General features: G+C 55.1%; 25 protein-coding genes and 1 pseudogene. 15 read left to right on the top strand and 11 right to left on the bottom strand.

What is annotated here, in order from left to right:
* Positions 1–56: 56 nt before the first annotated feature.
* Positions 57–182, top strand: coding sequence for a hypothetical protein (locus HYG82_RS44375; protein WP_284145009.1), 126 nt, complete (start codon positions 57–59; stop codon positions 180–182).
* A 107-nt stretch (positions 183–289) separates the two neighbouring features.
* Here HYG82_RS44375 and HYG82_RS39530 read toward each other — a convergent pair whose 3' ends face one another.
* Positions 290–1,138, bottom strand: a complete 849-nt coding sequence (locus HYG82_RS39530; protein ID WP_179263436.1) for an alpha/beta fold hydrolase — start codon at positions 1,136–1,138, stop codon at positions 290–292.
* 166 nt (positions 1,139–1,304) lie between these two features.
* On the opposite strand from HYG82_RS39530, the gene HYG82_RS39525 reads away from it, so the two are divergent.
* Positions 1,305–2,594, top strand: a complete 1,290-nt coding sequence (locus tag HYG82_RS39525; protein WP_179263434.1) for a DUF2238 domain-containing protein — start codon at positions 1,305–1,307, stop codon at positions 2,592–2,594.
* Between the two features lie 255 nt (positions 2,595–2,849).
* Here HYG82_RS39525 and HYG82_RS39520 read toward each other — a convergent pair whose 3' ends face one another.
* Positions 2,850–3,710, bottom strand: a complete 861-nt coding sequence (locus HYG82_RS39520; RefSeq protein ID WP_179263432.1) for an aldo/keto reductase — start codon at positions 3,708–3,710, stop codon at positions 2,850–2,852.
* A 299-nt stretch (positions 3,711–4,009) separates the two neighbouring features.
* Between HYG82_RS39520 and HYG82_RS39515 the strand changes: the two genes are divergently transcribed.
* Positions 4,010–4,600, top strand: coding sequence for an RDD family protein (locus HYG82_RS39515; protein WP_235217754.1), 591 nt, complete (start codon positions 4,010–4,012; stop codon positions 4,598–4,600).
* Positions 4,601–4,895: 295 nt separating this feature from the next.
* Positions 4,896–5,243: a four-helix bundle copper-binding protein gene (locus HYG82_RS39510; protein WP_179263430.1), complete on the top strand. Its 348-nt coding sequence runs from the start codon at positions 4,896–4,898 to the stop codon at positions 5,241–5,243.
* Positions 5,244–5,638: 395 nt separating this feature from the next.
* On the opposite strand, the gene HYG82_RS39505 is transcribed toward HYG82_RS39510, so the two are convergent.
* The 4 genes from HYG82_RS39505 to HYG82_RS39490 all read right to left on the bottom strand — a co-directional run bounded on the left by HYG82_RS39505 (position 5,639) and on the right by HYG82_RS39490 (position 9,350).
* On the bottom strand, positions 5,639–6,019 hold the full coding sequence (locus HYG82_RS39505) for an SHOCT domain-containing protein (protein WP_179263428.1): 381 nt from the start codon (positions 6,017–6,019) through the stop codon (positions 5,639–5,641).
* 151 nt (positions 6,020–6,170) lie between these two features.
* On the bottom strand, positions 6,171–7,160 hold the full coding sequence (locus HYG82_RS39500) for a sulfite exporter TauE/SafE family protein (RefSeq protein ID WP_179263426.1): 990 nt from the start codon (positions 7,158–7,160) through the stop codon (positions 6,171–6,173).
* Positions 7,161–7,998: 838 nt separating this feature from the next.
* Complete coding sequence (locus HYG82_RS39495; protein WP_179263425.1) at positions 7,999–8,691, bottom strand: DUF6989 domain-containing protein; 693 nt, start codon at positions 8,689–8,691, stop codon at positions 7,999–8,001.
* On the bottom strand, positions 8,688–9,350 hold the full coding sequence (locus HYG82_RS39490; RefSeq protein ID WP_179263423.1) for a hypothetical protein: 663 nt from the start codon (positions 9,348–9,350) through the stop codon (positions 8,688–8,690). Before HYG82_RS39490 ends, HYG82_RS39495 begins: the two co-directional genes overlap by 4 nt.
* Positions 9,351–10,185: 835 nt before the next feature.
* Between HYG82_RS39490 and HYG82_RS39485 the strand changes: the two genes are divergently transcribed.
* Positions 10,186–11,154: an ornithine cyclodeaminase family protein gene (locus HYG82_RS39485; protein ID WP_179263421.1), complete on the top strand. Its 969-nt coding sequence runs from the start codon at positions 10,186–10,188 to the stop codon at positions 11,152–11,154.
* A gap of 63 nt (positions 11,155–11,217) precedes the next feature.
* On the opposite strand, the pseudogene HYG82_RS39480 reads toward HYG82_RS39485, so the two are convergent.
* Positions 11,218–11,502, bottom strand: a pseudogene (locus HYG82_RS39480) (FAD-dependent oxidoreductase); the annotation flags it as partial.
* Between the two features lie 262 nt (positions 11,503–11,764).
* Between HYG82_RS39480 and HYG82_RS39475 the strand changes: the two are divergent.
* Together HYG82_RS39475 and HYG82_RS39470 are read left to right on the top strand one after the other, a co-directional pair.
* Entirely contained in the window at positions 11,765–11,950 is a 186-nt protein-coding gene (locus tag HYG82_RS39475; protein ID WP_179263415.1) for a hypothetical protein, read from the top strand.
* 221 nt (positions 11,951–12,171) lie between these two features.
* Positions 12,172–12,585 (top strand): SWIM zinc finger family protein, encoded by a 414-nt coding sequence (locus tag HYG82_RS39470; RefSeq protein WP_179263413.1) that lies wholly within the window; start codon positions 12,172–12,174, stop codon positions 12,583–12,585.
* A 25-nt stretch (positions 12,586–12,610) separates the two neighbouring features.
* Here HYG82_RS39470 and HYG82_RS44735 read toward each other — a convergent pair whose 3' ends face one another.
* Both HYG82_RS44735 and HYG82_RS39465 read right to left on the bottom strand, forming a co-directional pair.
* Complete coding sequence (locus HYG82_RS44735) at positions 12,611–12,751, bottom strand: SHOCT domain-containing protein (protein ID WP_179263411.1); 141 nt, start codon at positions 12,749–12,751, stop codon at positions 12,611–12,613.
* A gap of 511 nt (positions 12,752–13,262) precedes the next feature.
* Entirely contained in the window at positions 13,263–15,218 is a 1,956-nt protein-coding gene (locus HYG82_RS39465; protein ID WP_218834192.1) for an SHOCT domain-containing protein, read from the bottom strand.
* 109 nt (positions 15,219–15,327) lie between these two features.
* Between HYG82_RS39465 and HYG82_RS39460 the strand changes: the two genes are divergently transcribed.
* The 6 genes from HYG82_RS39460 to HYG82_RS39435 all read left to right on the top strand — a co-directional run bounded on the left by HYG82_RS39460 (position 15,328) and on the right by HYG82_RS39435 (position 20,304).
* Positions 15,328–15,654, top strand: a complete 327-nt coding sequence (locus HYG82_RS39460) for a hypothetical protein (RefSeq protein ID WP_179263409.1) — start codon at positions 15,328–15,330, stop codon at positions 15,652–15,654.
* 1,415 nt (positions 15,655–17,069) lie between these two features.
* Positions 17,070–17,771, top strand: coding sequence for an AzlC family ABC transporter permease (locus HYG82_RS39455; RefSeq protein ID WP_179263407.1), 702 nt, complete (start codon positions 17,070–17,072; stop codon positions 17,769–17,771).
* The gene (locus tag HYG82_RS39450; protein WP_179263405.1) at positions 17,768–18,115 is read left to right on the top strand and encodes an AzlD domain-containing protein; all 348 of its coding nucleotides are present in this window, start codon (positions 17,768–17,770) and stop codon (positions 18,113–18,115) included. Before HYG82_RS39455 ends, HYG82_RS39450 begins: the two co-directional genes overlap by 4 nt.
* A gap of 388 nt (positions 18,116–18,503) precedes the next feature.
* Positions 18,504–19,565, top strand: coding sequence for a tyrosine-type recombinase/integrase (locus tag HYG82_RS39445; RefSeq protein WP_179263403.1), 1,062 nt, complete (start codon positions 18,504–18,506; stop codon positions 19,563–19,565).
* A gap of 33 nt (positions 19,566–19,598) precedes the next feature.
* The gene (locus HYG82_RS39440) at positions 19,599–19,763 is read left to right on the top strand and encodes a hypothetical protein (RefSeq protein WP_179263401.1); all 165 of its coding nucleotides are present in this window, start codon (positions 19,599–19,601) and stop codon (positions 19,761–19,763) included.
* 355 nt (positions 19,764–20,118) lie between these two features.
* Positions 20,119–20,304 carry a hypothetical protein gene (locus HYG82_RS39435; RefSeq protein WP_179263399.1) on the top strand — a complete coding sequence of 62 codons (186 nt, stop codon included), beginning with the start codon at positions 20,119–20,121 and terminating at the stop codon, positions 20,302–20,304.
* Positions 20,305–20,581: 277 nt separating this feature from the next.
* Here the strand turns inward: HYG82_RS39435 and HYG82_RS39430 are convergent, their stop codons facing one another.
* On the bottom strand, positions 20,582–21,937 hold the full coding sequence (locus HYG82_RS39430) for a hypothetical protein (protein ID WP_179263397.1): 1,356 nt from the start codon (positions 21,935–21,937) through the stop codon (positions 20,582–20,584).
* A 283-nt stretch (positions 21,938–22,220) separates the two neighbouring features.
* Between HYG82_RS39430 and HYG82_RS39425 the strand changes: the two genes are divergently transcribed.
* Together HYG82_RS39425 and HYG82_RS39420 are read left to right on the top strand one after the other, a co-directional pair.
* Positions 22,221–22,745: a winged helix-turn-helix transcriptional regulator gene (locus HYG82_RS39425; protein ID WP_179263395.1), complete on the top strand. Its 525-nt coding sequence runs from the start codon at positions 22,221–22,223 to the stop codon at positions 22,743–22,745.
* Between the two features lie 166 nt (positions 22,746–22,911).
* A complete protein-coding gene (locus HYG82_RS39420) occupies positions 22,912–23,622 on the top strand; it encodes a DUF429 domain-containing protein (RefSeq protein ID WP_179263393.1) in 711 nt (236 codons plus the stop codon).
* Between the two features lie 57 nt (positions 23,623–23,679).
* Here HYG82_RS39420 and HYG82_RS39415 read toward each other — a convergent pair whose 3' ends face one another.
* Positions 23,680–25,071, bottom strand: coding sequence for an ATP-binding protein (locus HYG82_RS39415; protein ID WP_179263391.1), 1,392 nt, complete (start codon positions 25,069–25,071; stop codon positions 23,680–23,682).
* Positions 25,072–25,075: the final 4 nt, after the last annotated feature.

Genomic DNA, 25,075 nt, shown 5'->3' with positions numbered 1-25,075 from the left:
TGATCGGACAACGGTCCCGTAACTTGATACTCCCGTCCTCCCAAGAACCGCATAGTATGACCGAACACGAGTCCGTGCTCTGTCCGGAGTGCGGCTGGACGGGCACAGCAGACGTACTTGTGATCGACGATGGAAAGCACGAGTGTCCAGTCTGTGCAGAGGCGATCGAGTTCGTCGACTGAAACCCGATTCCGATCACCGCGGACCACGTTCGACTCCGGTTCGATACCCAATACAGCCGATCTACTGCACCGAAAATGAGATCCCACCGCCGGGCCGAACCGTCTCGTTACGCCGTGTCCTCTAGGAACCCCGTCAATCGGTCGATGAAGTACGCCGGCCGTTCCTCGGGGATCCAGTGGCCGGCGCGGTCGACGACGTCACCGTCGACTGCGGTCGCGACCGCGTTCATGTCTCTGATCGGCAGTTCACCGAACGAAGCGTCGCCACCGAGAGCGAGAACCGGCATCTCGAGTGGTTCTTCGGCGTGTTCCCGGTTGTGTTCGGCGTCGGTCTCGTAGGCGCGGTAGTACTCGAAGCCGCCGCGAAGTCCGCCGGGTGCGGAGTAACAGCGGACGTACTCGTCACGAGCGTCCGCATCGATCGCGGACGGATCGTAGGCACCCTTTCGATAGAACCAGGAAAGATAGCGACGTTCGCGTCCGGCGACGAGCTGTTCGGGCAGGTCCCGAACGCCGTGAAACCGTGTATGCCAGAGTTTTCGCTTCTCATCTTCGTTTATACCCGGTAGTCCAGCCTCGAGGACGGCGAGCGCTCGGACTTCGTCGCGGTACTGAGCGGCGTACGCGTAGGCCGTCGGCATCCCCCAGTCGTGACCGACGAGAGCGATCAGTTCGTCACCGAATCCGAGGTGGTGTACAAGTTCTCGGACGTCCGTCGCGACCGTGTCTTTGTCGTAGCCCGCGACGGGCGTTTCCGAGTCGCCCATCCCGCGAAGATCGGGTGCGATGAGGGTGTACTCCTCGGCTAATTCCGGAATCACGTTTCGCCACTCGTACCAGGTCTGTGGCCAGCCGTGGAGCAAAACCAGCGGCGGACCCTCCCCGGCGGTCACGTAGTGCAGTTCGACGCTATTAACGCGGGTTACTCCGTGCTCGAGTTCATTGATTTCGATCATGTTTCGATATTGAATCACTGCTCTATCAGTCTTCGGTAAACGAACCCCAGAGTGACCCGACGGAGCCGGAGGGATCACCAGTCGAGATCTTTGTGGGAACGGTCGACGCACTGACCGCTAATACACAGGCCCGCTCGTTTAGGTGGTCGAACCCGTGTTCTCGCATATGGCGGGCACCAGATCCGGTGAATCGTCCGATAGGTCAGAGCGACGCGCGGCGCTTGCCTGGCTCATGACGATCGCCCTTGGCGTCCTCGCGATCAGTCACGGATTCACCGGATCGTACCGCTGGTTCGTCTTTACCGGTTTTGCGGTCGCGATAGCGTTGCTCCCGGTCGCCGTCTTTCGGGATCCGCTCGCGATTCCACCCTGGGATCTGCTGATCCTCGTCCTGCTCCCGGTCGTCGACGCGACGGTGTACGGCGAGTCTATCCTGACGGGGATCACGACGTACGTCGCCGTCGCTGCTGTTGCGCTCATCGTGGCAGTCGAGATCGACCGGCTGACTGCGGTTCGAATGAGCCACTCTTTTGCGGTCGTGCTGGTCTCCCTCACGACGCTCGCCGTCGCCGGGGGCTGGAACGTCGCTCAATGGGTCGCCGACGTGGCGTTCGGAACCGACTACCTTCTTGACGGTCGCTCTCAGGATGCGGCCAATCGAGCGCTGATGATCGAGTTCGCCTATGCGGCGGTTGCCGGCTTCCTCGCGGGGATCCTGTTCGACCGTTCGTTCCGGTCGTACTCGGAGAGCGTCTCCGAGCGGGTCGCTCCGGCGGACGACTCCGGATCGGCCTCGAAATCCGAACCGATCCCCGCCCTGATCCGCGACCGACTGGACATCCCAGACGAGACAGTCCGACGGTTTTCGAGAGGAATGCAGATCGCACTCGCCGGCCTCCTCCTGTTCGGTCTCTTCCGTCGCGACCTGACGACCGTCGTCAACGCCGGCGTTGCGCTCGCGATTACGTTCCTTCCGGCTATCCTCGAGCGAGATGCCAGATTGCCACTCGAGCCGGGACTCGTGTTCTGGCTCACCGTGGCCGTCTTTCTCCACGCACTCGGTTCAGCTGGCGTCTACGCGCTCGTCGGACAGTGGGATAGTCTGACACACACGATCTCCGCCTCGATCGTCGCCGCGGCTGGATACGCGGTCGTCCGGGCGATCGATCTCCATACCGACGACGTGTATCTGCCGACGACGGTGCTGTTCGCGTTTATCCTCGTGTTCGTCCTCGCATTTGGCGTCGTCTGGGAACTCCTCGAATTCGCCATCGACGAAAGCGCGCGGCTGCTCGGGTTTCAGGCAGTCGTCGCCCAATACGGACTCAGCGATACAATCGTCGACCTCATGTTCGACAGCGCCGGCGCCGTGGTTGCCGCGGTCTGGGGCTCGTTCTACCTCACCGACCTCTCCCGGCAGATAGCGAGCCGACTCGAGGGAGAACCGGACCGCTAATCGTCAGCGACGGTGTGCTGAACGGAAACTCGTCAGCGACGGTGTGCTGAACGGAAACTCGTCAGCGACGGTGTGCTGAACGGAAACTCGTCAGCGACGGTGTGCTGAACGGAAACTCGTCAGCGACGGTGTGCTGAACGGAAACTCGTCAGCGACGGTGTGCTGAACGGAAACTCGTCAGCGACGGTGTGCTAAACGGAAACTCGTCAGCGACGGTGTGCTGAATGAGGACGGTACAAGACTCCGCAGTTAGTATCAGTCCGCCGCTTCGGTCAATCGCTGTACGTCGTCATCGCTGAGCGATAGCTGCGATGCAGCGACGTTCGACTCGAGGTGACCGGGATCGGACGTGCCCGGAATCGGGAGCATGACAGGCGAGCGTTCGAGGAGCCACGCGATTCCGACCTGTCGACGCGACGCATCGTGGTCGTCGGCGATCTCGTCGAGGAGATCACCGTGTTCCTCGAGATCAGCGCCGTTGATCGGCGCCCACGGGATGAAGCCGATGTCGTGTTCCTCACAGTACTCGAGGGCCGCTGCGCTTCCGCGATCGTTCAGATTGTATCGGTTCTGGACGGTCGCGACCTCGACGTGTTCGCGGGCTCGTTCGATGAGGTCGACCGAGACGTTACTGAGTCCGACTTGTTCGACGACCCCCTCATCTTTGAGTTCCGCGAAGGCCTGAACTGAATCCTCGAACGGTGTGTCGTCGTCGGGCCGGTGGAACTGGTAGAGGTCGATCGTGTCCGTTCGAAGCCGATCCAGCGACGTGAGCACCTGATTGCGGATGTAATCGGGGTCGCCGTGGGCGATCCAGTCACCCCGACGGTTGCGCAGCAATCCCGCCTTGGTCGCAATGAGAACATCGTCCGGATCGCCGATCGCCTCGCCGATAAGCCGCTCGCTTACGGCCGGGCCGTACGAGTCGGCGGTGTCGATGAAGTCGACACCGCAGTCGACTGCGTTTTGGACGATTTCGCGGGCAGTTTCTTCGTCGTCAGGCGAACCGATGATCTCGTCGCCACAGAGCCGCATCGCACCGAATCCGAGTCGGTGGACGGTCCTCTCGCCGATTTCGAACGTTTCGCTTTCGTTGATAATCGAGTTACTGCTCACGTGTATACTTTTGCACCGTAAGGGAAAGTCGTTGCCAGATACGAGCGTCTTGCCGGAACCCGAACGTCCCGGATCTCTACAGACACTAGCGGATGTGTCAGAATGCGTATCAACACACCTCTCCGTACCCTCGATCCGGAACCGACGGCAACTGATTCGTCCCTCCTCGTTTCATCCTGGACGGATCGCGCCTCTCAGTCACGACAGACGTTGTCCCGGTTCGAAATCGAGTGTATATATGAAATTGATTAAATGTATTTACCATTTATATTGAAATGTCTAGATTTCCTCGTGGTGCTTTGCAACGATATCCGACCCCGAACACGAACGAGATCGCCGGCATTCTCGACCGACGCGCCGAAGCACTGCTCATCGACGGCCTGTTCGTCGCCCTCGCCGTCGGCGTCCTCGCGTACGCCGCCGGAGTGGTCGTGATCGGTGGGCCGTTCGGCGGGTACTGTGTGCTCTTGCTCTCCGTGCAGTTCGGTGCTCCGATCGTGCTCTTACTGTACCAGACCAGTTTCGAGGGGTACTACGGACAGACGATCGGCAAACGGGCTCGAGGAATCGTCGTCAGGAAAGAAGGCTCTCGATGTACGTGGGGTGCAGCCGTGCTCCGAAATCTCCTTCGAATCGTCGATGCGCTTCTCATCTTCTACTTCGTCGGGACTTCGAATCGTCGATGCGCTTCCCATCTTCTACTTCGTCGGGATCGTCACTGCGTACGTTGCGTCGGACCAAAATCGGCTCGGCGATCTCGCGACCGGAACGATCGTCGTCTCGGCCGACGATTGAGATCCGATCGGTTCGGCATCGATCCGGCCTCGGTGACGGTCAGAGAGGGCGTCGCTATTTCCCCCTGCCGCCGTGAGGCGAACATCGGACGGTGACGACTCCCGCTATCAGATCTGTGGATGCAACGAGTGACAATGCGAATGCAACGAGCGATCGAGAGTCCAGGGAATTGCCCGCCCGGACTCAAAGAGAGGTGCCGGTCGCAAAGAACGGGACTGAAACTCTTCGCATCCTGCGAGTCCGGGTATTCGATGCTTGCAACCGAACGGGAGCGACAGCAATGGCCGGTCGCACACGTATGAGAACGGTTTTGCGACCCGATGTCACCACCCATACCCTTGGATTCGAAGGCACAACCACCATCTTCGCAGGAGATGTGCCTGGCATGCGATGGCGCTCCAAGAACTCGATCTGAATGAGACCGAAGAAACGTGCTTAGATAATTGCCTCGAAGCGGTACAGTCCTGTGAGTGGTGTGCCGATGAGTGCCTCGACGAGGACATGGACATGTCCCGATGCATCCGACTCTGTCGGGACGTCGCCGACCTCGCAAGCGACCATGCTCGGTTTATGGCGCGCAACTCAAATTACAGCGACGAACTCGCCGAAGCCACTGCCGGGGCCGCCGAAGAGTGCGCAGAGGAGTGTCGGCGTCACGATCACGATCACTGCCAGGTCTGTGCCGACGTCGTCGAAGCGTGTGCGGAATCGTGTCGCGAGATGATACAAGCGTCTTGACGTTCCCTACTCCCGAAAGGACGAGGATTCCACGAATGGGATATTCGCGTTGTTCGTTTTCTGGTTTTTCGGAGACACTTCCACGTATCCTGTCAACAGTCGCCGTCCAGTGGTAACCACAGACGCACTTTTCAGCGCGTACGGCCCTATCAACGGGGCCGTCCTCCACGCAGACAGCGACCGTCGAGGACGACGGGTCGTTCACCCCGCGAGGTCCCACGGGCCGCATCAACTGCTATACCGTACATGGGGTCGGTGATACTTCGACGATGGCGCCGGTGAAATACGCTACTGCCGACCCAGCGGGTCACCAAACGGTCTTGTCACCCAACGGTCTTAGAACTCCCATCACTCGTTCTCCGGACGGGGACCGAGCTTCGACCCGTCAGTTGCTATCAGCCTTCTTTCCGGGCCCGAAGTCGCTGTCGTCGCTCCTCGAATTCCTCGTCGGAGAGTTCTCCTCGAGCATACGACAGTCGCAATTCCCGCAGCGCGGCGTCGGTATCTCGTCCCGTTGGCCGACGAACCGCTCTATACAGGAAGTACCCGAGACTGACGACGACTGCCAGCACTACTGCCCACATCACGAGCCACATCCACGTCGCCCCCGTCCCACCCCAGGTCCCACCATCCCACATGTGTCCGCCGCCCCACATGTGTCCGCCGCCCCACATTCCCATCATGGGCATCATGAGTATCATCATGAGGAACGGAACGAGGATGACTACGGCAACGATGAGTAGCAGGCTCCTGACGAGCGGTTCTTGCGATGTCATAATTCATAATGCCCCTGTGAGAATATAAAGTCCTGTTCTGATTCCCGGTCTGTGGACTTACACGGGAGGATCACGATCCCGGCAGACCGATTACCGTCGGCGGCTATTCGTTTCCGTGGCGTGAAACGGGAGCAGTGACTGGACCGTCACCCTACCGTCTGACGGCCACTCGATCTTCGTGTACGGTTCGTATTCCGAGATAGAGAAGGAGTACGCTCATCACCAGCGCTCCACCGAGTAGGAACGTCAGACTGAGGTTGTGCAGTAGATCGATGTCGTACGTGTGGCTGACGGTTTTGCTCGCGACCGAGGCGCTCCCGACGAGTAACATGACGCCGAAAAACGTTCTGAGCGCTTCATCGTCGAGGTACTCTGTAAGCACGGCACCGATGTGAGTCCCGACCGTGCTGCCGACGAGCAGCGGGACCAGCATGGCGAAATGAATCGCCCCCTGTCGTCCGTATACGAAGGCACCGTAGGCACTGGAAATAGTTATCTGAAAGATGTCCGTCCCGACGGCGACAGGTCCCGGCATCGCCAGACCGTACACGAGAGCGGGCATCATCAAGAAACCGCCGCCGACGCCGAGAAAACCGGAGAGACTCCCGATCACCACTGCGATCAGTAAGATAACCCAGAGTGAGACGTCGATACTTTCCCGAACGGAAACCATCGGCGGAAGGGAGACGCGCTCGAGGGCCGTAGACGAGCGGGCCACGAGGTTCGTTTCGTCCTCGATTGCGGGGTGTCGTCCGTCACGGATGACGAACGTGCCAACCGCTGCGAGCAGTACGACGTATATGAGACTCACAGTGAAATCTGCGACTCCGACGACCACGAGTACCAGCAGTACTCGTTTCCCAATCTCGATGCCGACCGTCATTCCGACGATCAACAGAACACCGAGTCGATAATCGATGTGATCGAGGTCACGATGGCTGAGAGTTGCGATGAGTGACGTCCAAAACACGAAGGCTAGCCCAGTTCCGACGGCAGTAGGGGCGGAATGACCGAGAACGAGAAGTGCGGGGGTGACGAAGAAGCTCCCACCCATTCCGAAAAACCCAAAGAGAATTCCGACAGTCAGGCCAAATACGACGAAAAGCACGACGAGCTGTGTAGTCATTTCGAAAAGGCTCATACGGTCGATACGGTCGCGAACACCACAATTGTTTCAATCATCGGCTCGCTATAATTGTAGCGAGAGCTAAATTTCACGCTCGTCGATACCCCTCGTTCCGATGAATAGACTGCCTGCGGAACGTCTGGTCGGTCCCGCGTATTTCGTACGACAGTTCTATATCACGTACCGAACCGGGACGAAGTCGGTGGTAGCACCGATATCGTTTGCTCACGCGTCAATTCGTGCTGGAGACAGGCAGGGAAATAGACGAGCCCAAGATTGCGCTGTGACAGTATCACTACGGGAACTGGAATGCCTGCTGGGCACATTCAGAGACGTCAAACCGCGGTTCGAACGTGACGATGATGGGAAAGAGTCCGCCTCGCCGGGACCACGTCGTTCCCTTTGGGATCGCAAGAAACGAGTCTGGAATACTTACGCATTCGAACAGTAACTGAACGAAAGCGGACCCCGGACTGTGATGTGCCGAGCCCACGAGTTCAGCTACGCACACCCTACAGATTGCCGACTCGTTACCAGGCCAATCGCTGGAGGGGCAGAAGTCTCACGAGCAAGAAACTATCCGTACACAACACCGGATTGGTTTTCGGCTTCATCTTCGCGCCATCTCACGCGGCATGGATCGGATTCGTCACCGCCGAAACGTCGAGAACAGCAGTCGAAGCCACTGCGCTGACGAATTCCGGCACACCGGGGGGACGGTGGATTTGGCCTCTCGTTGATGCACGGTGGACTAACGATCGATTCAGTCGCCGGATACCTGATGGGGACTGTTCGAAGCCGTCTAAGATCACACATCGGCACCTGAGGCGACTAAGAGACCGCCTCGAGCCGATTACACGAGCGAACCGACGAGTGCGAAGAGGTAGTAGACCACGATGTAACTGACAGTGATCGTAAGCCCGATTCCGACCCCTGCGGTGAGCCACTCTCGTCTGACCCAGTAGTAACTCGTCGCGAACATGAGGGCTTCTGCAATCACGATAAACAGCGGTGCGTGCCCGATCCATCCGAGCGGGGCCGTCGTGTAGACCCACCCACCACCGTTGCTAGCGAACGACTCATATCCGCTTTCGGAGACGAACGCGAACGCCGATGGACCGATGTACGCAGCGAGTGAACCCCAACGGTCTGCAAACCGCAGCGCAACGTATCCCATGAACGCGATGAGGATCGCCCACGCGAACGGCATGTATGCCGGGGAACGCAAGAGGAACGGGTAGCCTGTCGGATAGACGAGCGTCTCCGCGATGCGAACGAGAAAGTAATCGCCGAGTAGTTCGATGAACCCGCCGATCGTCCCGATCACGAGCAATCGCCGGATAACCGCATCGTATCGCGCGTACACCGTTCCAAATCCGTACGCGCCGAAGGCGTAAAGATACGAGAGTCCGGTCGAGTGAACAAACAGGAAGTTGTGATAGAACGCGAGAACGGTCAGCGTCATCCACCCGCCGACGAGAAGGTCGCGGCGAGTGACCCCAGATCCCCGCATTCCGGCCTCCCGTCCAAGAGTTCGGTCGATCATACAGTTTCTCCTGACCGTTCGGACTGGGACGACTGCCGTCTGTACGCTTCGTAGAGCGCCGGCAGCCCCAGCGGCAGTGCGAGGACACCGAATGCTCCGATCCAGTACTGCGACCGCAGCCTCTTCTTATAGGCCAGGATTCCTGTGAAAACACCGAACAGTGCAACGACGTATGCGAGATTGTTCCACAACGGGTCGTACGAGGAACAGTACCCCCAACAGACGAACGTGTACGACGGTGCGTTCCACGATGCCGGATAGAGTTTCGGCCAGAAAAACCGGCAGTAGGTCGTCACGCCACCCATTACCACCGCCGGCATCCAGACGAGCCACGTCGTGCGGGATGTGTTCCACCGGGTCCGATATCGACGCCATCCGGCGAAGAACGTCGCGGGGACGCCGAAGACCCAGAGCCAAATCCCGATCGTGTACGTTACAGGCCAGTGCTCGATTCGAGGCTGGGTGAACGGGAGTCTCACGGATTGGGGAAGCGTTGCCCACGGGAACGATGGGTCAGGGATCGGGTTCGTAAACAGTGCGAAGAGACACAGTGCCGTTCCGACACCGAGCCCGTACAGCGCAATCGTGGTGTACCGATCGAGCCACGTTGGAAGCGACTGAGCCGACGTTTGCATCTGATTCTGCGTGTGCGTGTTCATAGTTCTGTGCCGGGATGCGTGGTCGTGCTGGTGGATTTCGTGCTCGCTTTGGAATTCGCTGCTGCGGCCGGCCCACTGACGGTCGGAGACCTAGACGGGAAAAATGAGCGTGAAAAGAGCGTTCCGGTACGTCGTGTCCTGCCAGAAGCAGCCCCGTCTGCATCTCCTCGTGGCACGACGAGATCGATTCCCGAACTTGTAGTACGGTTGTCCATCCGTGACGGATAATACGATATCGTTATTCAATCCGATTATGACTAAGAAAGTGCGTGTTTCGAAAGCGAATAGTTACGAATCCAAACCTGGCTGTAGTCGTCCACGGGCTAACGGGAACGGACCTGCGGCATCCCCCTCGGGAGGGCCTTTTTAGCCCAGCGTGTCGTGCCTCGTCGGTCTTTCGTGCCTCGAGAACGAGCAAAGACTCGCAAGCATACTCGACCCCTATCGCTCCCGCCTCAAGCACTGTAGCCAGTGGCAGGAGGAGAACTCGCGCGTCGAGAGTGAGGTTGCCCTGAGCGGCCGCGATCTGCAACGCGTCAAGACCTGGCAGAGGGCAGAGACGTCGTCGACTACGCCGAGCGCGACGGTTACACCGAGGCGTTCGTCTCATCGCGTTCCCCGACCGGCGCTCCCATCCAGCTGATGGAGTACACGACACCACCGCGGCGGAGTCGAACAGTTCCGCCGCGGTTTTGTTCGTCGGCGGGCGTCGGGGGGAGAATGATCCGTCCGGCGGCCGACCCGCCGACAGGGTTCCCCGCCTCGGCTCCGAGGACACGCAGCGGTAGTACCCGGGAAAGAAAAACCTAACGCGGAGGACGTGCTTTCCGGGTTCATGGTCACCATTCTCTCAGAATCCAAGGTTGAGCAGGTTCTCGACATCGAGGCGCTGCTGCCGGTCGTGGAAGACGCGCTCGTTCAGCAGACGGCGGGAAACGTCGAGCGTCCCGAGCGGATCCACTTCCCCGTCGGGAGCGGCCTCGAGGGCGACGAACCACTGGGGACCGGAATCGCCATGCCCGCCTACATCCACGGCGATTCGCAGTTCGTGACAAAACTGGTTACGGTGAACGAGGGCAATGAGACGCGCGGGCTACCGACACTCCACGCACAGATTCTGCTCACCGATGCGCGGACCGGCGTAACGAAAGCCCTCATGGGCGGGACGACCGTTACGAACGCCCGGACCGGGTGCATTGGCGCGCTCGCGGTGAGAGCGCTGGCCGAAAACGCGACCACCCTCGGCGTCTTGGGCGCCGGCGCGCAAGGATTCTGGCAGACCCGGGCTATCAACACAGTCGCGTCGCTGGAGGACGTCAGAATCCACTCCCCGAGCGATTCTCGAGATCGTTGCGCCGCAAGGCTCCGCGACGAGGGGATTCCAGCACACGCTGTCGACTCGGCGCGACGGGCCGTCGACGGTGCGGACGTCGTCGTCACCGCTACCACGAGCTTGGAGCCGGTGTTTCCCGCAGACGCGCTAGCCGACGGTGCGCTCGTCGTTGCCATCGGCGCCTACGAAGCGGGGATGCAGGAACTCGAACCCGAGGTGCTGGAGCAAGCCGACTGCGTCTTCGCCGACGTTCCGACGGAAGTAGCCGAAATCGGAGATCTGCTGGCAACCGACCTGTCGGAGGATGACCTCGTACCGTTGGGCAACTTGCTCGCGAGCGGTTACACACGCGCCTCGCCGTCGGAGACGCTGGTCGTGGAAAGTGTCGGAACCGCCTCTCTCGACGCGGCCGCCGCCCAGGCCGTATACGAACGGGCCGAAGAAGCAGGCACCGAGGTCCCGATGGACTAAGAAAGGGCTGTCTTCGTCGACCCGCGAGTGGACGGCAATTTTCTGGACTCGCCGGCGGGAGAGTCAGACGACGCTCCGTTCGACGAGCACTTCGTCCCCCTCGAACCGGTCGGCCGTCAGATCCGAGACGTCGACGAGCCGCGTCGTACCGTCGTAGACGAGTTCGGACACGATCTGGCCAGTCGCCGGTGCATGCTGGAACCCGTGGCCAGAAAACCCGGACGCGGTGACGAAGCCCGGGCCCGTTTCGTCGATACTAGGATGATTGTCTGGGGTAACCGCACACAGCCCGGCCCAGCCGCGTTTGATGCGAGTGTCCAAGTCGAAGTACTCAGCGAAATCTGATGCGGCAACCAATGGCAGCACTCGACCCCATCACTCCCGTAGACGCGAGAGAATGTTTCTGGCACAACGTCGTGACGAGGTTGCAGAAGCAACGCTACAGGGCTACCACTACCGTCTGGAGCCGTTCGCTCAATGGTGTGATCAAGTGGGTATCACCAACCTCAACGAACTAACGGCCCGCTCACTCCACGAGTATCGACTCTGGAGGAAACAGGACGGCGATCTCTAGACGATCACCCTCAAGGGACAGCTATCGACTCTTCGAGTGTTCATCAAGTTCCTCGGATCTATCGACGGGGTTGAGCAGGGCTTGCACGACAAGATGCTCATCCCCTCGGTTGAGGACGAGAAAGCGGTGAGGAGCAGCATCCTCGAAGCGGAGAAGACAGAGCAAGTCCTCGACTACCTGGATAAGTACGAGTACGCCTCGAAAAGCACTACTCACAGTTGACCGAGGAGGCGAAAATGGAGTAACGGAGAGAGTACCTTAGCCAAATCTGACCAGCAGAAATCTCGCGGGTCAAGAATCTTTGACGAGATACGAGTGGCTAATCACCGGGATTCTGTACCGCTATTTCGATCAGAAGGTAACTGTCCCTGTTGGGCATATCGCTTGGAAAAGCCCGCCTGTTGGAGCAGGCGGACAGTGGCCTTCTGTGGAGCAAAACGCCAATGAGCCAATCAACACTCGAACTACTTGAGTACGACGAACAGATGGCCAAACGAGCATCGTGGGAAGCTTTCGAGTTTACCCTTCTCGGAGAGGGTGTCATTGAAGTGGTGAACGGTTCCTACGACGATCCGCGAGAACACACCTATATGGTTCACGCCGAAGGGAAAATCCCGTCAGATTGTACCTGTCCCGCGTGGGAGTACCAGGAAGGGGCCTGCAAGCATATGGTCGCTGTCGCTATCCGTGAGCCCCTTCTTGAAGCTGTAGCGACTGAGCCTTCCACGAGAGCGGATGGTGGCATAGCAGTCGAAGCACCACCCTACGACGACTCCGAGGAGGAGTGCGACTGCGACAAGCTTTCGGATGATTTCCCCTGTTGGCCCTGTGTTCCTGATGGAAGACGCGAGCTATGAACGGCTAATAGACAGACTCTGTCGATCAGAAGTTGTCCAGCACATCTTCTTTTTTCGACTCAAATTCGTCGTCAGTGAGGATACCCTCTTTGTGGAGATCGTTCAATTCTCGAAGTCTGTCTCCTGCGCTATCATCCGATGCATTTTCTTTCAGCGAGATAATCAATCACCGGGGGCTCGTCCAGCTGTATTCCTCGTGTGACTAATCCAGACGTGTCTAATTGAGTCAAACGCTCTTCTGTTACCGTACTACTGTATGCTGCTTCTACAAGCTCAGTCACTCGCTCACGAGAAGAAGCAGTGTCATCTGAGTTACTCGAAAATAATCCCATATCTGAATAATCAAATAGCTCCTTATTACCTTTTGCGTCAGTACAGTAGCTTAATTCGCAAACCAACGCGGGTCAAGGGTTCTTAACGACTGGTCATATCAGACGTGTATGATCCATCCACGATACTGGAGCAACTGGCAGTCGACTTTGCCTTAGCAGTTCCTACTGTCGATAGTAAAGCTGATAACGAATCCTGATGGAAAGCAACGGGCTGACGTCTTTACGGAAAGAGCAGACACGAAGCTTCCAATTGAGGCAAAGCTCCTCCACTTCCGCTACGACAACGGAAACCATCGATCCTTACAGCTTTGAGACTACTGCCAGAAGAAAAGTAGATTTTATCAGTTAAAAGTCGTCAAGCAACTCTCTTTTCTTCGACTTAAATTCGTCATCAGTAAGAACTCCTTCTTCGTGGAGGTTTTTTAGTTCCCTGAGTTTGTCAGCTGGCTTGTTGTCACTCTCCTCTACAGGTTCCTTATTCTCGCGGCTCTGGCTCACCTGCTCCTGAATAAATGCGATTGCCTCTTCGAGAGCGGGTGAGTCCAGTGAGGAAAATAAACCATCTTTCCCAAACAGCATATTTGACGTCTGTCTCGGGCCCACGATAGTGTAAACAGTTCCGTCTGCTTCAATGCTGAAGCCGTTGTCCCTTTTCAGAACCCTATCGATTGCACTATAATCGAAATTCAAAACAGGATCAGAGTCAACGAATATTCCCTTCCTTGATATTCGCAGGAAGCTGATTTCGGATGAAAAGGAATTATCAGAAATACTACCATCCAACTCTGCAATAATCGACCCTTCAGACTGAGATCTAGCACTCGTATAGGGCCCAACTTGGATTCCTCGCGATTTTCCGCTGCTTTCTATATCTCCACCAATCCCGGCATTTATTTTGGTAGCACCTGATTCCTGCCACCCTTCTATCTTGAGATGCGAAGGACGTTCAATATAATCCTGAAGTATATACACCTCTGAAGACGTGGCTGACACGTCATCTCTGACTTTGTCGAAGAGCGTTTGCAAGTCACTTCTGGAAGCAGATGGAGCATCACTCACTTGATATTCGTTATCGCTCTTGTGAGATCCCTTGGCATACCTTCTGAGATCTTTCGGAGAACCAATGAGGTACAGATGAGAGACGCCCCCTTCATAATCAGTAGCTGTTTGATCTGGAGAGACCCCATCAGTGGCGACTGTGAGAGCAATATAATCGCACCCGCGTAGTACGGATAGATTAGATCCGGCTACAAGATCTCTATCTTCTAAGAACCGGACATTCAGAATGTCTAAAAATCTTAACTGCTTACCACCAATAGATAATCCATCATTTTCTTTGTAAACTTCGGCTATATCAGTAAATCCATATATGAACTCAACATAGTCACTACCAAATACCTTAGTATGATTTATTGATTTTTGTTGCGTGGCAACAGTTCCGTCAATGTTTTTCAGCCAGTCATCAGTATCCGCTGTTTCTGAGTGAATTGAGATACCAACCTCAATAGATGATGGCTCTGCTGAACCTGCCGAAGAGTCAGAAGCCTTCGGTCCTAAGTTATCAGGAGACTTTGATTCGGTAGTTGTGTCCGTTATAACCTCAGAATCATTTTCGCTATTAGGGTTGCCGGAACCGGTGGCTGACTCGGTATTTTCAGTAGTAGTCGGTTCTTGATAGAAATCAGTTGCTTCCTCAATTGCAGATCTGAGATAATCACGAGCATTTCGCATAACATCTATTTTGGACTTATGACCAGTATCAGAATCAAATGAGACATACATCGCTAAGTTCCAAAGATTTCCTTTGTCGGAGACTTGCTCACCAAAGCTTGAAAATATATCCTGGATAAGATCTGTAGCTTCTGTTTTGAGTTGTAGAGAAAGCTCGTAATAGCGATTATGATCCTCAATTCCTATGATTTTCGAAATTGCCGTATAAGGGATACTTTTTGCTAAGTCTCTACCATTACTGCTCTCGATGAGAACTATCCTATGGTCTGTGAGGCAAATGACAAAATTAGGTTTTTTCTCGAATTCCAACCTCAGATCAAGATTAACCTCCGTTGCCTGCAGGACAGGGGTGTCGTTTCTATAAAAAATAAAGTGGGGCTGTTCGTTATCTTCCAGAAAATAGTTGACTGGGTTATTCTTGAGCGTTATTCCATCTGAGAGGATACCACTCGTCTTAGTGCTGGTCAACAGCTCCGAAGTAACAGTGTCGCTTTCCGCGTTCTCGACCAACTCACGTACGACGGCCTCAGAATCACTCGTCTCACCTGAGTTTCTCGAAAACAATCCCATAGCAGTTTTGAGATTTCAGGCAATATTAACTTTTGTGTCTGCGTAGTAGCTTGATCGGAGCATTCACGCAGATCAAAGATTCTTAACGACTGATCATATTGAACCTGATATGAACCGATCTGCAATACTGGACCAACTGGCAGACGACTTTGCCTTAGCAGTTCCCACTGTCGACAACAGAGCCGATCACGACCGATGGCAGGCGGGCATCGGCCCGTTTGAGGAATGGAATCAGATAGAGATACTTCGAGAGGAAATTGATGGGGACACCAGCTACACCATCAAGACTGAGGAGCCATATCTTGATGGAGGGCAACGAGCTGATATCTTCACCGAGAGCACGGACACAAACTTCCGATTGAGACGAAGCTTATCCGATTTCGTTACGAGAACCGAAACATCTATCCAAACAGCTTTGCGAATGTATTCCCCCTAAACTGACAACTTTTACACTTACTCATAATTGAGGCGATTAGTAGTGCTTGGTGGAATTAATCACCTCACCTTTTTGTACAGTCGTCTTATCTCTGGCACGACCCAAACCAATCCATTAGGCCCGTGTTCTGCATATAATTCGCGTAATCGGCTTAGTGAACGAGCAGTCAGGCATTTAGCAGGTCTATACATCCGTCTTCCAGCCAGCAATAGGGTAGGCCCAATAATCAATAGTAGACTCAGATACACACCAATACGCACCTCCGTTGTGAGTTGAGGGAATAATTCAACTAACAGATCACTCCCTCCTGTAATAAATTGAACAAGTCCTAAAAGACCATATATGAGACAACCTAAACCGATACAAAACATATTTATTACAATTAGTATCGGCCATAGTGAAATTAGCAACCCGTATAGGTAAGGGAGAGAAAATAGCAGTATAGCAGCTTTCATACCTAGAATTATAAGAAATGCAATAGCCCCACCAATACCTCCAGCAAGATCTCGACCAGGATCATCAGATGGCATATATCTATTCATTATTCTACTTCCGGCAAGGGAGAATAGCTTTTTGATGGGATTTTTGCATCTTTCTGTTTGGCTTTACCGAACCTGCGCGTTCCTCAAATAGATGAATTAGGGAATCAGCACGGGTCAAAGGTTCTTAACGACTTCAATTCACCGTAAGAACTAGGTTCCCCCAGCGCGTTTCGATTATTGCACAACGCCAGACGTGACGGGGTGCACCCAGTGACCGGTTGAACTCGCACGAGAAAAGTTGGCGTCGCAGGATGGCGCGGATGCTTTCGGTTATTGATCAACCGGTAACAGGATGCCGCCTCCCGGATTTGAACGTCCGGAAGGCTTCGCTGCGCTCGCCTTCCGTAGCCCCGCTCGCTCCGCTCGCGGGACCGGGGACAGCTCCACTCCTCGCTCATGGGGGTACTTCGGAGAATCCGATGACGAAGAACGAACTCGAACCCATCTCGCCTGTTGAGGTGAAGGAGATGTACCTCGATGCGCGGAAGAACGAAGTATCGCAAAGTACGCTCGACGGCTTTCACTACCGGCTCAACCCCGTACACTCCATCCGCAGGTACGAGCCCGTCGAGGGATTCGGGAACGGGAATACGCTCTCCGGTCGGAACCGACAGCGACACAGGTCGCGCCGACACCCCGAGTTGCAACTCGCGGCAGGGAACGCTCGCCGCTCTTCTCGTGTCGTTCAAATACGATCGACGCCACGCAGGCGCTCTCACCGGTTCTCGCTCGCTAGCGGGGCATCGTTCCGACCGTTCCCAGTAAGGTGAAACCGCTCTCGAGTCGAAGGAAGTGCCACCGCCAGAACGCCAAAAACCTCGGCGGTATCGATAAACCGGTACGGTTTCACACTCGCGTCAGAGAGCGCTATGTATGATACTTCGTGAACGGCTTCATCCCGATTTATTTGCCGGTATCCGTGCAGCCATGCCGCTCGTCATCGGAATCGTTCCCTTTGCACTTATTACCGGAATCACTGCCATCAGTGAGGGTTTGACGATCGCTGAAACGGTCGGGATGTCCGCAATCGTCTTTGCGGGAGCCTCACAGTTAGCCGCCATCGACCTCATCGGTTCGAACGCGTCGTTTATTATCGTCGTTGGGACAGCGGTCGTGATCAATATCCGGATGGTGATGTATTCGGCGTCGATCGCACCGTATCTTCAACCGTTCTCCCTTCGTATTCGCGGGCTGGCCGCCTACTTGCTGACCGATCAGGCATACGCGATGTCCGTGGCCGAATACGAAACGAACGACGAACGGCATCGACTCTGGTACTACGTTGGGATAGCTGCGACGCTGTGGATCGTCTGGCAAATCGGAACGTTCGTCGGAGCCGTTCTTGGAGCAAGTGTCCCAGATGCACTCGAGTTAAACTTCGCGCTGCCACTGGTGTTCATCGCGGTACTGGTGCCGGCAATGAAAGACGCAGGAACAACAGCGGCGGGCGTGGTTGCCGGGGTCACTGCCCTCAGTATTGCGACACTCGGCGTTCCGTTCAATCTCGATTTGCCCATCGCTGCCGTGATCGGAATCCTTTCCGGAGTCGTCGTCGACGCGTGGAGGACAGCATGACCGAGTGGTCTCACATACGTATCTGGGCCGCGATAGCGGGTATTGGTATCTGTACGTACGTGATCCGGCTCTCATTCGTTTATTTGTTCGGGCGAATCGACTCGGTGCCGCCGCGCGTTGAACAAACACTGCGATACGTCCCTGCGGCCGTCCTCGCTGCCCTCGTCGTCCCTGCGGTCGTGACGGTCCAGCCGACGCTGGGAGAAACGGTGCTCGACGCACGCCTCGTCGCAGGGTCGATCGCCACGACGGTTGCGTGGCGCACCGAGAACGTTTTTTATACGATCGTCGTCGGCATGGCCACGTTGTGGGTGATACGGTTTGGGCCATCGCTGATCGGGTGACTCGTCTCGCGATCACCCGACTCGGGAGAGGGTAACGATCGCCCGCCGTCGAGCGAACCCGACCGGTTTACAGCCATCGCGAATCGAACCGCGGCAGAGCCACGGCCGATAAACGGTTGGCTGAACGATCTCGGTGAACGCGATCCGGGAAAGCTGTCACAGAAGAAGGGGCGCCTCCCGGATTGCGAACCTCGCCGAGACAGTCCGGGGTACTCGCTTCGCTGCGCTCCCGGGCTGTGACTCGTCTGGTTCAAATCCAGTCGAGTTCCATATTTGCGACTCTCGAAGAGGCGAGCAGATGAACTGCTCGCCGTAGTTCGTCGCAAAAGTATGCCGCCTCCCGGACATATACCAAGAGTTCAAATGCCTACCCATTCTAAATTAGAGTATGCCAAAGCTGCCAGACAAGATCGAAACACTCCACACGCGGATTGAGAAATCGGAGACTCTGTCACCAGAGGAGAAAGACGCCCTTCTCAAGTTCTCCTCAGAACTCGGGGTCCACAATTACTCTGAGGGCCGATGGACAAAGCTCCTCCAACACTGTACGATGATGGCTGGGGATTCGTCCAAATATTCGCCAGATGAAATACCTGAGCCAGATTTAGTAGAAATCATCGGAGAGTCAAAGAAAGAGAAAGAGGCCGCAAAGAAATACGTCAGTTGGATCAACGCAAACTATGATAGCGAAGAATCGAAACGTGACCATCGGGTCGCGCTTCGAGTGTTTGGTGGGCACATAACAGAAGGTGATTATGAGGACGAGAAACCATCAAGTATCGAGTGGATCTCGGCCGACCTCCCCAGAGACTACAACCCAAAACCAGACCCGACGAAGATGTGGTGGTGGGACGAGCACATCGTTCCTGTCCTAGATAACGCCAAACACGCACGCAACAAGGCAGCAGTCGCCGTCAGCTGGGATGCTGGTACGCGATCCGAGGAGTTCCGTGAACTAACTGTCGGTGACGTTAGTGATCACAAGTACGGGATGGAAATCACCGTCGATGGAAAGCGGGGTCGCCGCTCGATTGTACTAATCACATCAGTCCCATACCTCAAACGCTGGTTAGAGGTTCACCCTCGGGGTAACGAGCCCGATGCACCGCTTTGGTCGGACTTAGACACCGGGCGGGACGTGAGCTACAACATGAAGTTGAAAATGCTCCGAGCACCCGTCAAACGAGCAGTCGATAATGGCGATCTCAGAAAGCCGTCGAAGATAGAATTCACGCGGATGCGGAAATCTTCCGCAAGTTACCTCGCACGAAAGAACGTGTCACAGAATCATATAGAAAAGCACCATGGGTGGGTCGAAAATAGCGACGAGGCCCGCCGATACATCAACGTGTTCCGAGAGGATACTGCACGAGAAGTTGCCCGAACCCACGGAGCAGACGTTTCTGAGGATGAGATTGAGGACATCGGGCCGGTGGAGTGTCCGCGCTGACAACGCGATACGCCCAGGGGAGAGGCCCAATGTATGTGGTGTGGGCAGGCTCTGAGTCCGAAGGGTGTCGAGCGGCTCGAAGAACGGGAAGAACGACTCTTCGACTCAGCGTTGGAAGCTGGTGGCGACATGAAAGAGCGAGTCAAGAGCATCCAAAGCGAGATCGAGGAACTCCGCTCATTGGGGCTTGAAATATAGAACATACACTTCCGGTAAAGCCCCAAGATAGAGTTAGATTCGGTCTTGCTCTCACACATCACTTTTCAGTCATAACTGGTGTCCCGTTCGTTTTCGATTTGTAGTCTCTCACAACCGAACCAATTCAGTTCACTCAGATTCGCTGTACAGAGACGGGATGGTGTCTCCCGGATCTTATCCGGTTAGCAGACTCAACCAAATCCGCTGGACAGAAGTTCCTGCTATGATTTCGGAGGGGTCACAAGCCACCCAACTCAAATAATAATAAAACAGACATCTGGAAGTGATACATGGCGAAGGCTACGGCCCGTAATCGGCATCGACGCTTTTGTCAATAGAGCATACACCTTCAATTATGGACGACGAAGAGTTCCGGCGCTTCTTCACTAGTCTCGATCAGTTAAATCGGATGTTCAGCCATCCAATCGATGATCACGCCGAGGGTGAAGAAGACAAGCCACCAGAACAGGTGGATGATGCTGAACTCGATGCAGAACTCACTAACTTAGAAGAGGAACTGCGAGAAGATCTCAGTCGGTAAGTTCGGCTCACAGTTGAGCAGAGCCGTCAAGCGCGGGCAGCCCAGTAACCCTATCACTACGATACGACGGGACAACCCCCTACCACGCTGCAGACGCACGCCACCGACGTCCCAGCGGACGCCCAACCACGTGATGAAAACTTGACTATCCGGGGTCTGAAGCACCCGAATTCGGACACCTCACGCCTTAGAGGTCGATTCGTTCGACAGTCGAACCGGTGCCTGTAGATATCAGTGATCGGCGTGAGAGAGCACGCTATTGACTCCGCCAAAGAAACTACGCGTGAGTGTCGTAATCCTGAATCCTGGACTGTCCGCCGAGGTGTGACTCTTGATCTAATTCAGCTTGGAGCACAGCAGGTGTTTTGCCGAGATCGAGAATGCCATTGAAATATTGTCGCCCCAGTTCTCGAACGTGCTCTCGGTTCTCGACGTTATCGAGATAGTTCTTTTCGTCAACGCTAGGTGTTTTCGTCCCACCCTCTTCCGACACGAATTTGATTTCTTCTCGATTTTCGTGCAGCGCTCTCTTATACAGTGTCTTCCAGAATTGCCGGAAGTTCTGGATGGTCGGGAACGATCCATCGTCTAATCGAACATCAGCAATCTTGCACAGTTCCTCCAGCCAATCATTCAGCGTGGAGGCTCGACGGGACCCAGATGCAGATTGGGAGCTGGGGAGTAATTTCCCATTCCCGTCAACCGAGTTGATGTAGTCTACATAGAGTTCAAGCAATGTTGTGTCCATCATGATCGGGACTTTGCTAGGCCCTTCATTCCGTCTCTGGTTCTTTCGCTCGTCAAAGTGGACGTACGGATCGTCACCGAAATGAAGCTGGGATCGTACATCGATTTGCTCAACCTCGCTTGAACGAGGACCGACGGCAATCAAAAAGACGAGGAGGACCTTCATCCAGAGTCGCCATCGTTCCAACTCATAATCTCCTATCGGACACTCCTCAAGCACAGTCAACGCATTCCACAGATCGTTCAATTGCGGTTCAGTTACCGGCTGTGGGTCGCTCTCGCTCCGATACCATTCAAACTCGTCCAACGCTTCTGTGACTGGGTTAAAGCTGACTTGATACTTATTCTTCACAATATTGTAGTATTCCTCAAAATACCGGGGATAGTTCCCCATCGTACTGTCTGCTAGATCACGGTCCATGTATTCGATTACCGTGATCGTGTACTGGATGTTCTCCACACGCTCGTCGTTAGAACTGTAGACACCGAGGTCCAGTAACTCAATGTCGAGACCTTCCTCTCGGATCGCCTCGTACACTTTGTTGATCACTGATCGAACGGAATCAATGGTGTTCTCTTTCCATCCTCGTCGATCCTGAGCACTATTGACATAGTATTCCAGAGACTGAATGGTCTCTTCATCGTCGGTAGGCCATCTCCCGGTGTTACGGACACCAAACCCTTGTTCTCTGAGAAATTCGAGGAGGGTTTGTCCGTACAATTCTTTGGACCTGTTGTTCAGTCCTTCCGCAGAGTACCGAGTATTCGCGGTGATGTATTCCCAGGATGGGGCGTGGTCGCGCGGTAGTCCATCCAGTTGAAATTGCTCGCGGAGGATCGCCGGTAACTGTTCTTCGAGTGTTTTCTGGTCGATACGTCCCCTCATTTTGAGTCGTCACCTCGTGCTCGATCTAATTCTTCTAAGATGCGTTCGGCGTCGTAGGCGAACGGGAGATTGCTCGCTGCGATTGCCTCCAAATCATCTCGTAGGTCCTCTGCCGTGTCGATGGCCGACTGGTATGAGTCAGAAGCTTCAGAACTCATGTGAGCCCTGTTCACCTCTGTTCGGCCGGTTGTGGATCAAATACATAGTAGTTCTAATTTTGAGTAAGTAGTGGTTTGATTCACTGTAAGTTAAAACCTTGGAGCCCGAAGAGGAGGATAACAACATGCCGAACGACACCTCAAACACCTCTGATAACGAAACAGAGACTGTCGGGAATTTAGAAAAAACCAGCAACTCGGGCTCTGAATACCCTGATCAGAACAGTAAGTCCGTAGACGCTACTGAAGATACAAAACCGGATGATGAACCGGAAACCGAGATTGATCATCAGAAGGTCAGAGACTTCTTCCAGAAGAAAGGCGCAGTAGAAATCGTCGCTCAGCTCGCTGATGGTCCCAAGCGATTCAGCGAAATCGATGATGCACTCGTGGTGAGTCACGGCACGGTTGCAAGTCGGCTCACCGAAGGTGCCAAAACTGGACTCTGGAAAGAGTATTTCCAATACCCAGATGATGGCGGGAAAATCAAGCTATACCAACTCAACCCTGAAGCTGAAGACCTCGCTGATATCGCCCAACACAACAATATCGCTGAGACAACGGAACGCAAACGACAGGCCACCGAACAACACGCCGATGCTGTCTCGAACTTCCAAGACGAGATCACAACAGACAACTCTGAAGAATAGGTCACCAGTCTGCTGGGTATTCAATATCACGTATTCGGTTCCTGCACCACACCGTTCGACCTTATTCAACAGATGACAGACAAGACTGCCTCGTTCTTAACTGACCGTTTCTCATCCTTGGCCCCTCTTTGTTGGAAACTAAGTGTATTCCTCAATTCTCTTCTCTATGGGTTCACACGTCGGCGTGGATTGGGCAAGCGGATCATGGGTCGTTGTCGAAGCGACCACAGAGACCACCAACGTCAGTACAGAACCTTCACTGCTCAACGTCTGGCACGAATACAGGGAGCGAGCAAACGAGATCCTAGTGGATATCCCGGTTCACTTAGAAAGTGAGGGGGATCGAGAGTGTGATCAAGAAGCCAAGGACTTCCTCGGTTCGCGTGGCAGTACCGTCTTCTGGACACCGAACAGTGACGCAGTAACCGCAGGAGACTATGACGTGGCTGTAGCAAAGAATACCCGTGGGCTGGGAAGCCACAGCTGGGGCCTCGTCCCGCGTATCCAGGAAGTGAACACCTTACTAGATGAATTCGATACTGCACATAAGACACTCTACGAGAGCCATCCAGAGGTGTGCTTCAAAGCGTACCACGGCGACAATCTCCCGTCGAAGAAAAGCGACGCAGGCTTCGAAGTACGGAAAAAGTGTCTCATCAAGAATGGGGGCGAATCCTTCCAACCAGTAATAGAACTCGCTGACAAACGGCAAGCAAACAGCCAATGGCACCACCGAATCCAGTCTGGCCGCGTCGACGACGTCCTTGACGCCGCCATCATTGCCCTGACAGCACGGGAGTCTGCCGGCTCCTACTCAACCCTCCCAAAGGATGCTGACCCCGCCTGTGACCCTTCCATTGTCTATCCCGGCAACTAACCATTACCGGCGGAACACGCTGTTCTCTAAGCAACTCGTATCGTGCCCCCAATAGTTCTACTTTGACTCACTTGGGTCAACGATCCGTTCGAGGTCGAACAACTGCAGGTCGTCACGGTCCGACGCTTCATCACGAACAGATTGCGTGAACCCGTTTCGCGCGAACAGCGCATACTGGTGCTCTACCTCACCATCATCAGGCGACCATCGAATCTCATCTGTGTGGTCTTCAAGCGAGGCAAGCGCACCGTAATCAAGTGGCGCGGACGTGAACTTGCACTCACCCGTTACCATCGTCCCGTCTGCATCGAATCCAACCACATCCACTTCGTACTCGTTGTACCACCAGCGGCCGATATCGGTGAACATCAGCTCGGGGTAGATATCCGGGAGGATGTCCTGACAACGATTTTCAAACTCCTGGCTCACGAAATCCGCCAGCTCCGGTTCGATAACCGTCTCGTAGGCGTCGGCACCCAATCGCTCGTAGCGGTCTTCGTTCCCGTAGACGAACCGGAACCAAAACCTGAACAACGGATCGAGAATCCGGTACCGCCCTCGGCGTGACTTCGTCTTGTCCTCTGTCACCGGAACCTCACGTTCGACCAATCGCAGCCGCTCCAGTTTCTGCGTGTACGTCGAAATCTGTTTGCCATCAATCCCGACTGTTTGTGCGATCTCGTTCGAGGTCGTGTTCCCAGCGGCAATCGCTTTCAGGATGGCAAAGTATCGATTCGGCTCCGTCAGCTCAGTACGGAGCACGTATTCCGGTTCGTCGTGCAGGAATCCCTGCCGTGACAGCAGCGACTGCTGGATGACTGTCCCGAGGTCACCATCCAGATCGATGCCGTCCAAATAATACGGTGTCCCGCCAAACACGCCCCACGCGAACAGCAACTGTTCGGGGGTATAGCTCTCGGGAAAGAACGTCCGCACGGCAGCAAAGTCGAGCTGGTGGAGATCGATTTTCTCAGTGAATCGACCATACAACGGACTGTTCCCGAGGAGTGTCGCCTCCTCCATCATACTGATCGAAGATCCCACGAGCACGAGCGTCACGCCCGTGTCACGCAACTCCTGATCCCAGAGTCGCTGGATAACAGATGGGAGGCTTTCGTCGGCGTCAATCAGGTACGGGAACTCGTCCAGCACGATGACTGCATCCTGGTCAGCGAGGTACCCAAGCAGCGATTCCCACTCGTTCTCGATCCGGTCGATCCCCGGAAACGACTCGGCCGCTACGTCCACAAACGCGTCCAGCTGGATCTGCCGAGTCGTCTCAGTCGCTTGGTACAGAATGGCGTCATCGCGGTTTGTTAGTGACTCTCGGACGAGTTCGGTTTTCCCGAGACGACGACGCCCGAAAATCACGACCATATCAGCGTCGTCCGACTCATAGCAGTCTCGAAGCCGACTGAGTTCATCCTCCCGATCCACGAATCGCTCCATATCC

The sequence above is a fragment of the Natrinema halophilum genome, assembly GCF_013402815.2.
Taxonomy (GTDB): Archaea; Halobacteriota; Halobacteria; order Halobacteriales; family Natrialbaceae; genus Natrinema; species Natrinema halophilum.
The sequence above is the reverse complement of the archived record's forward strand: the minus strand, read 5'-3'. Positions and strand labels throughout refer to the sequence as shown.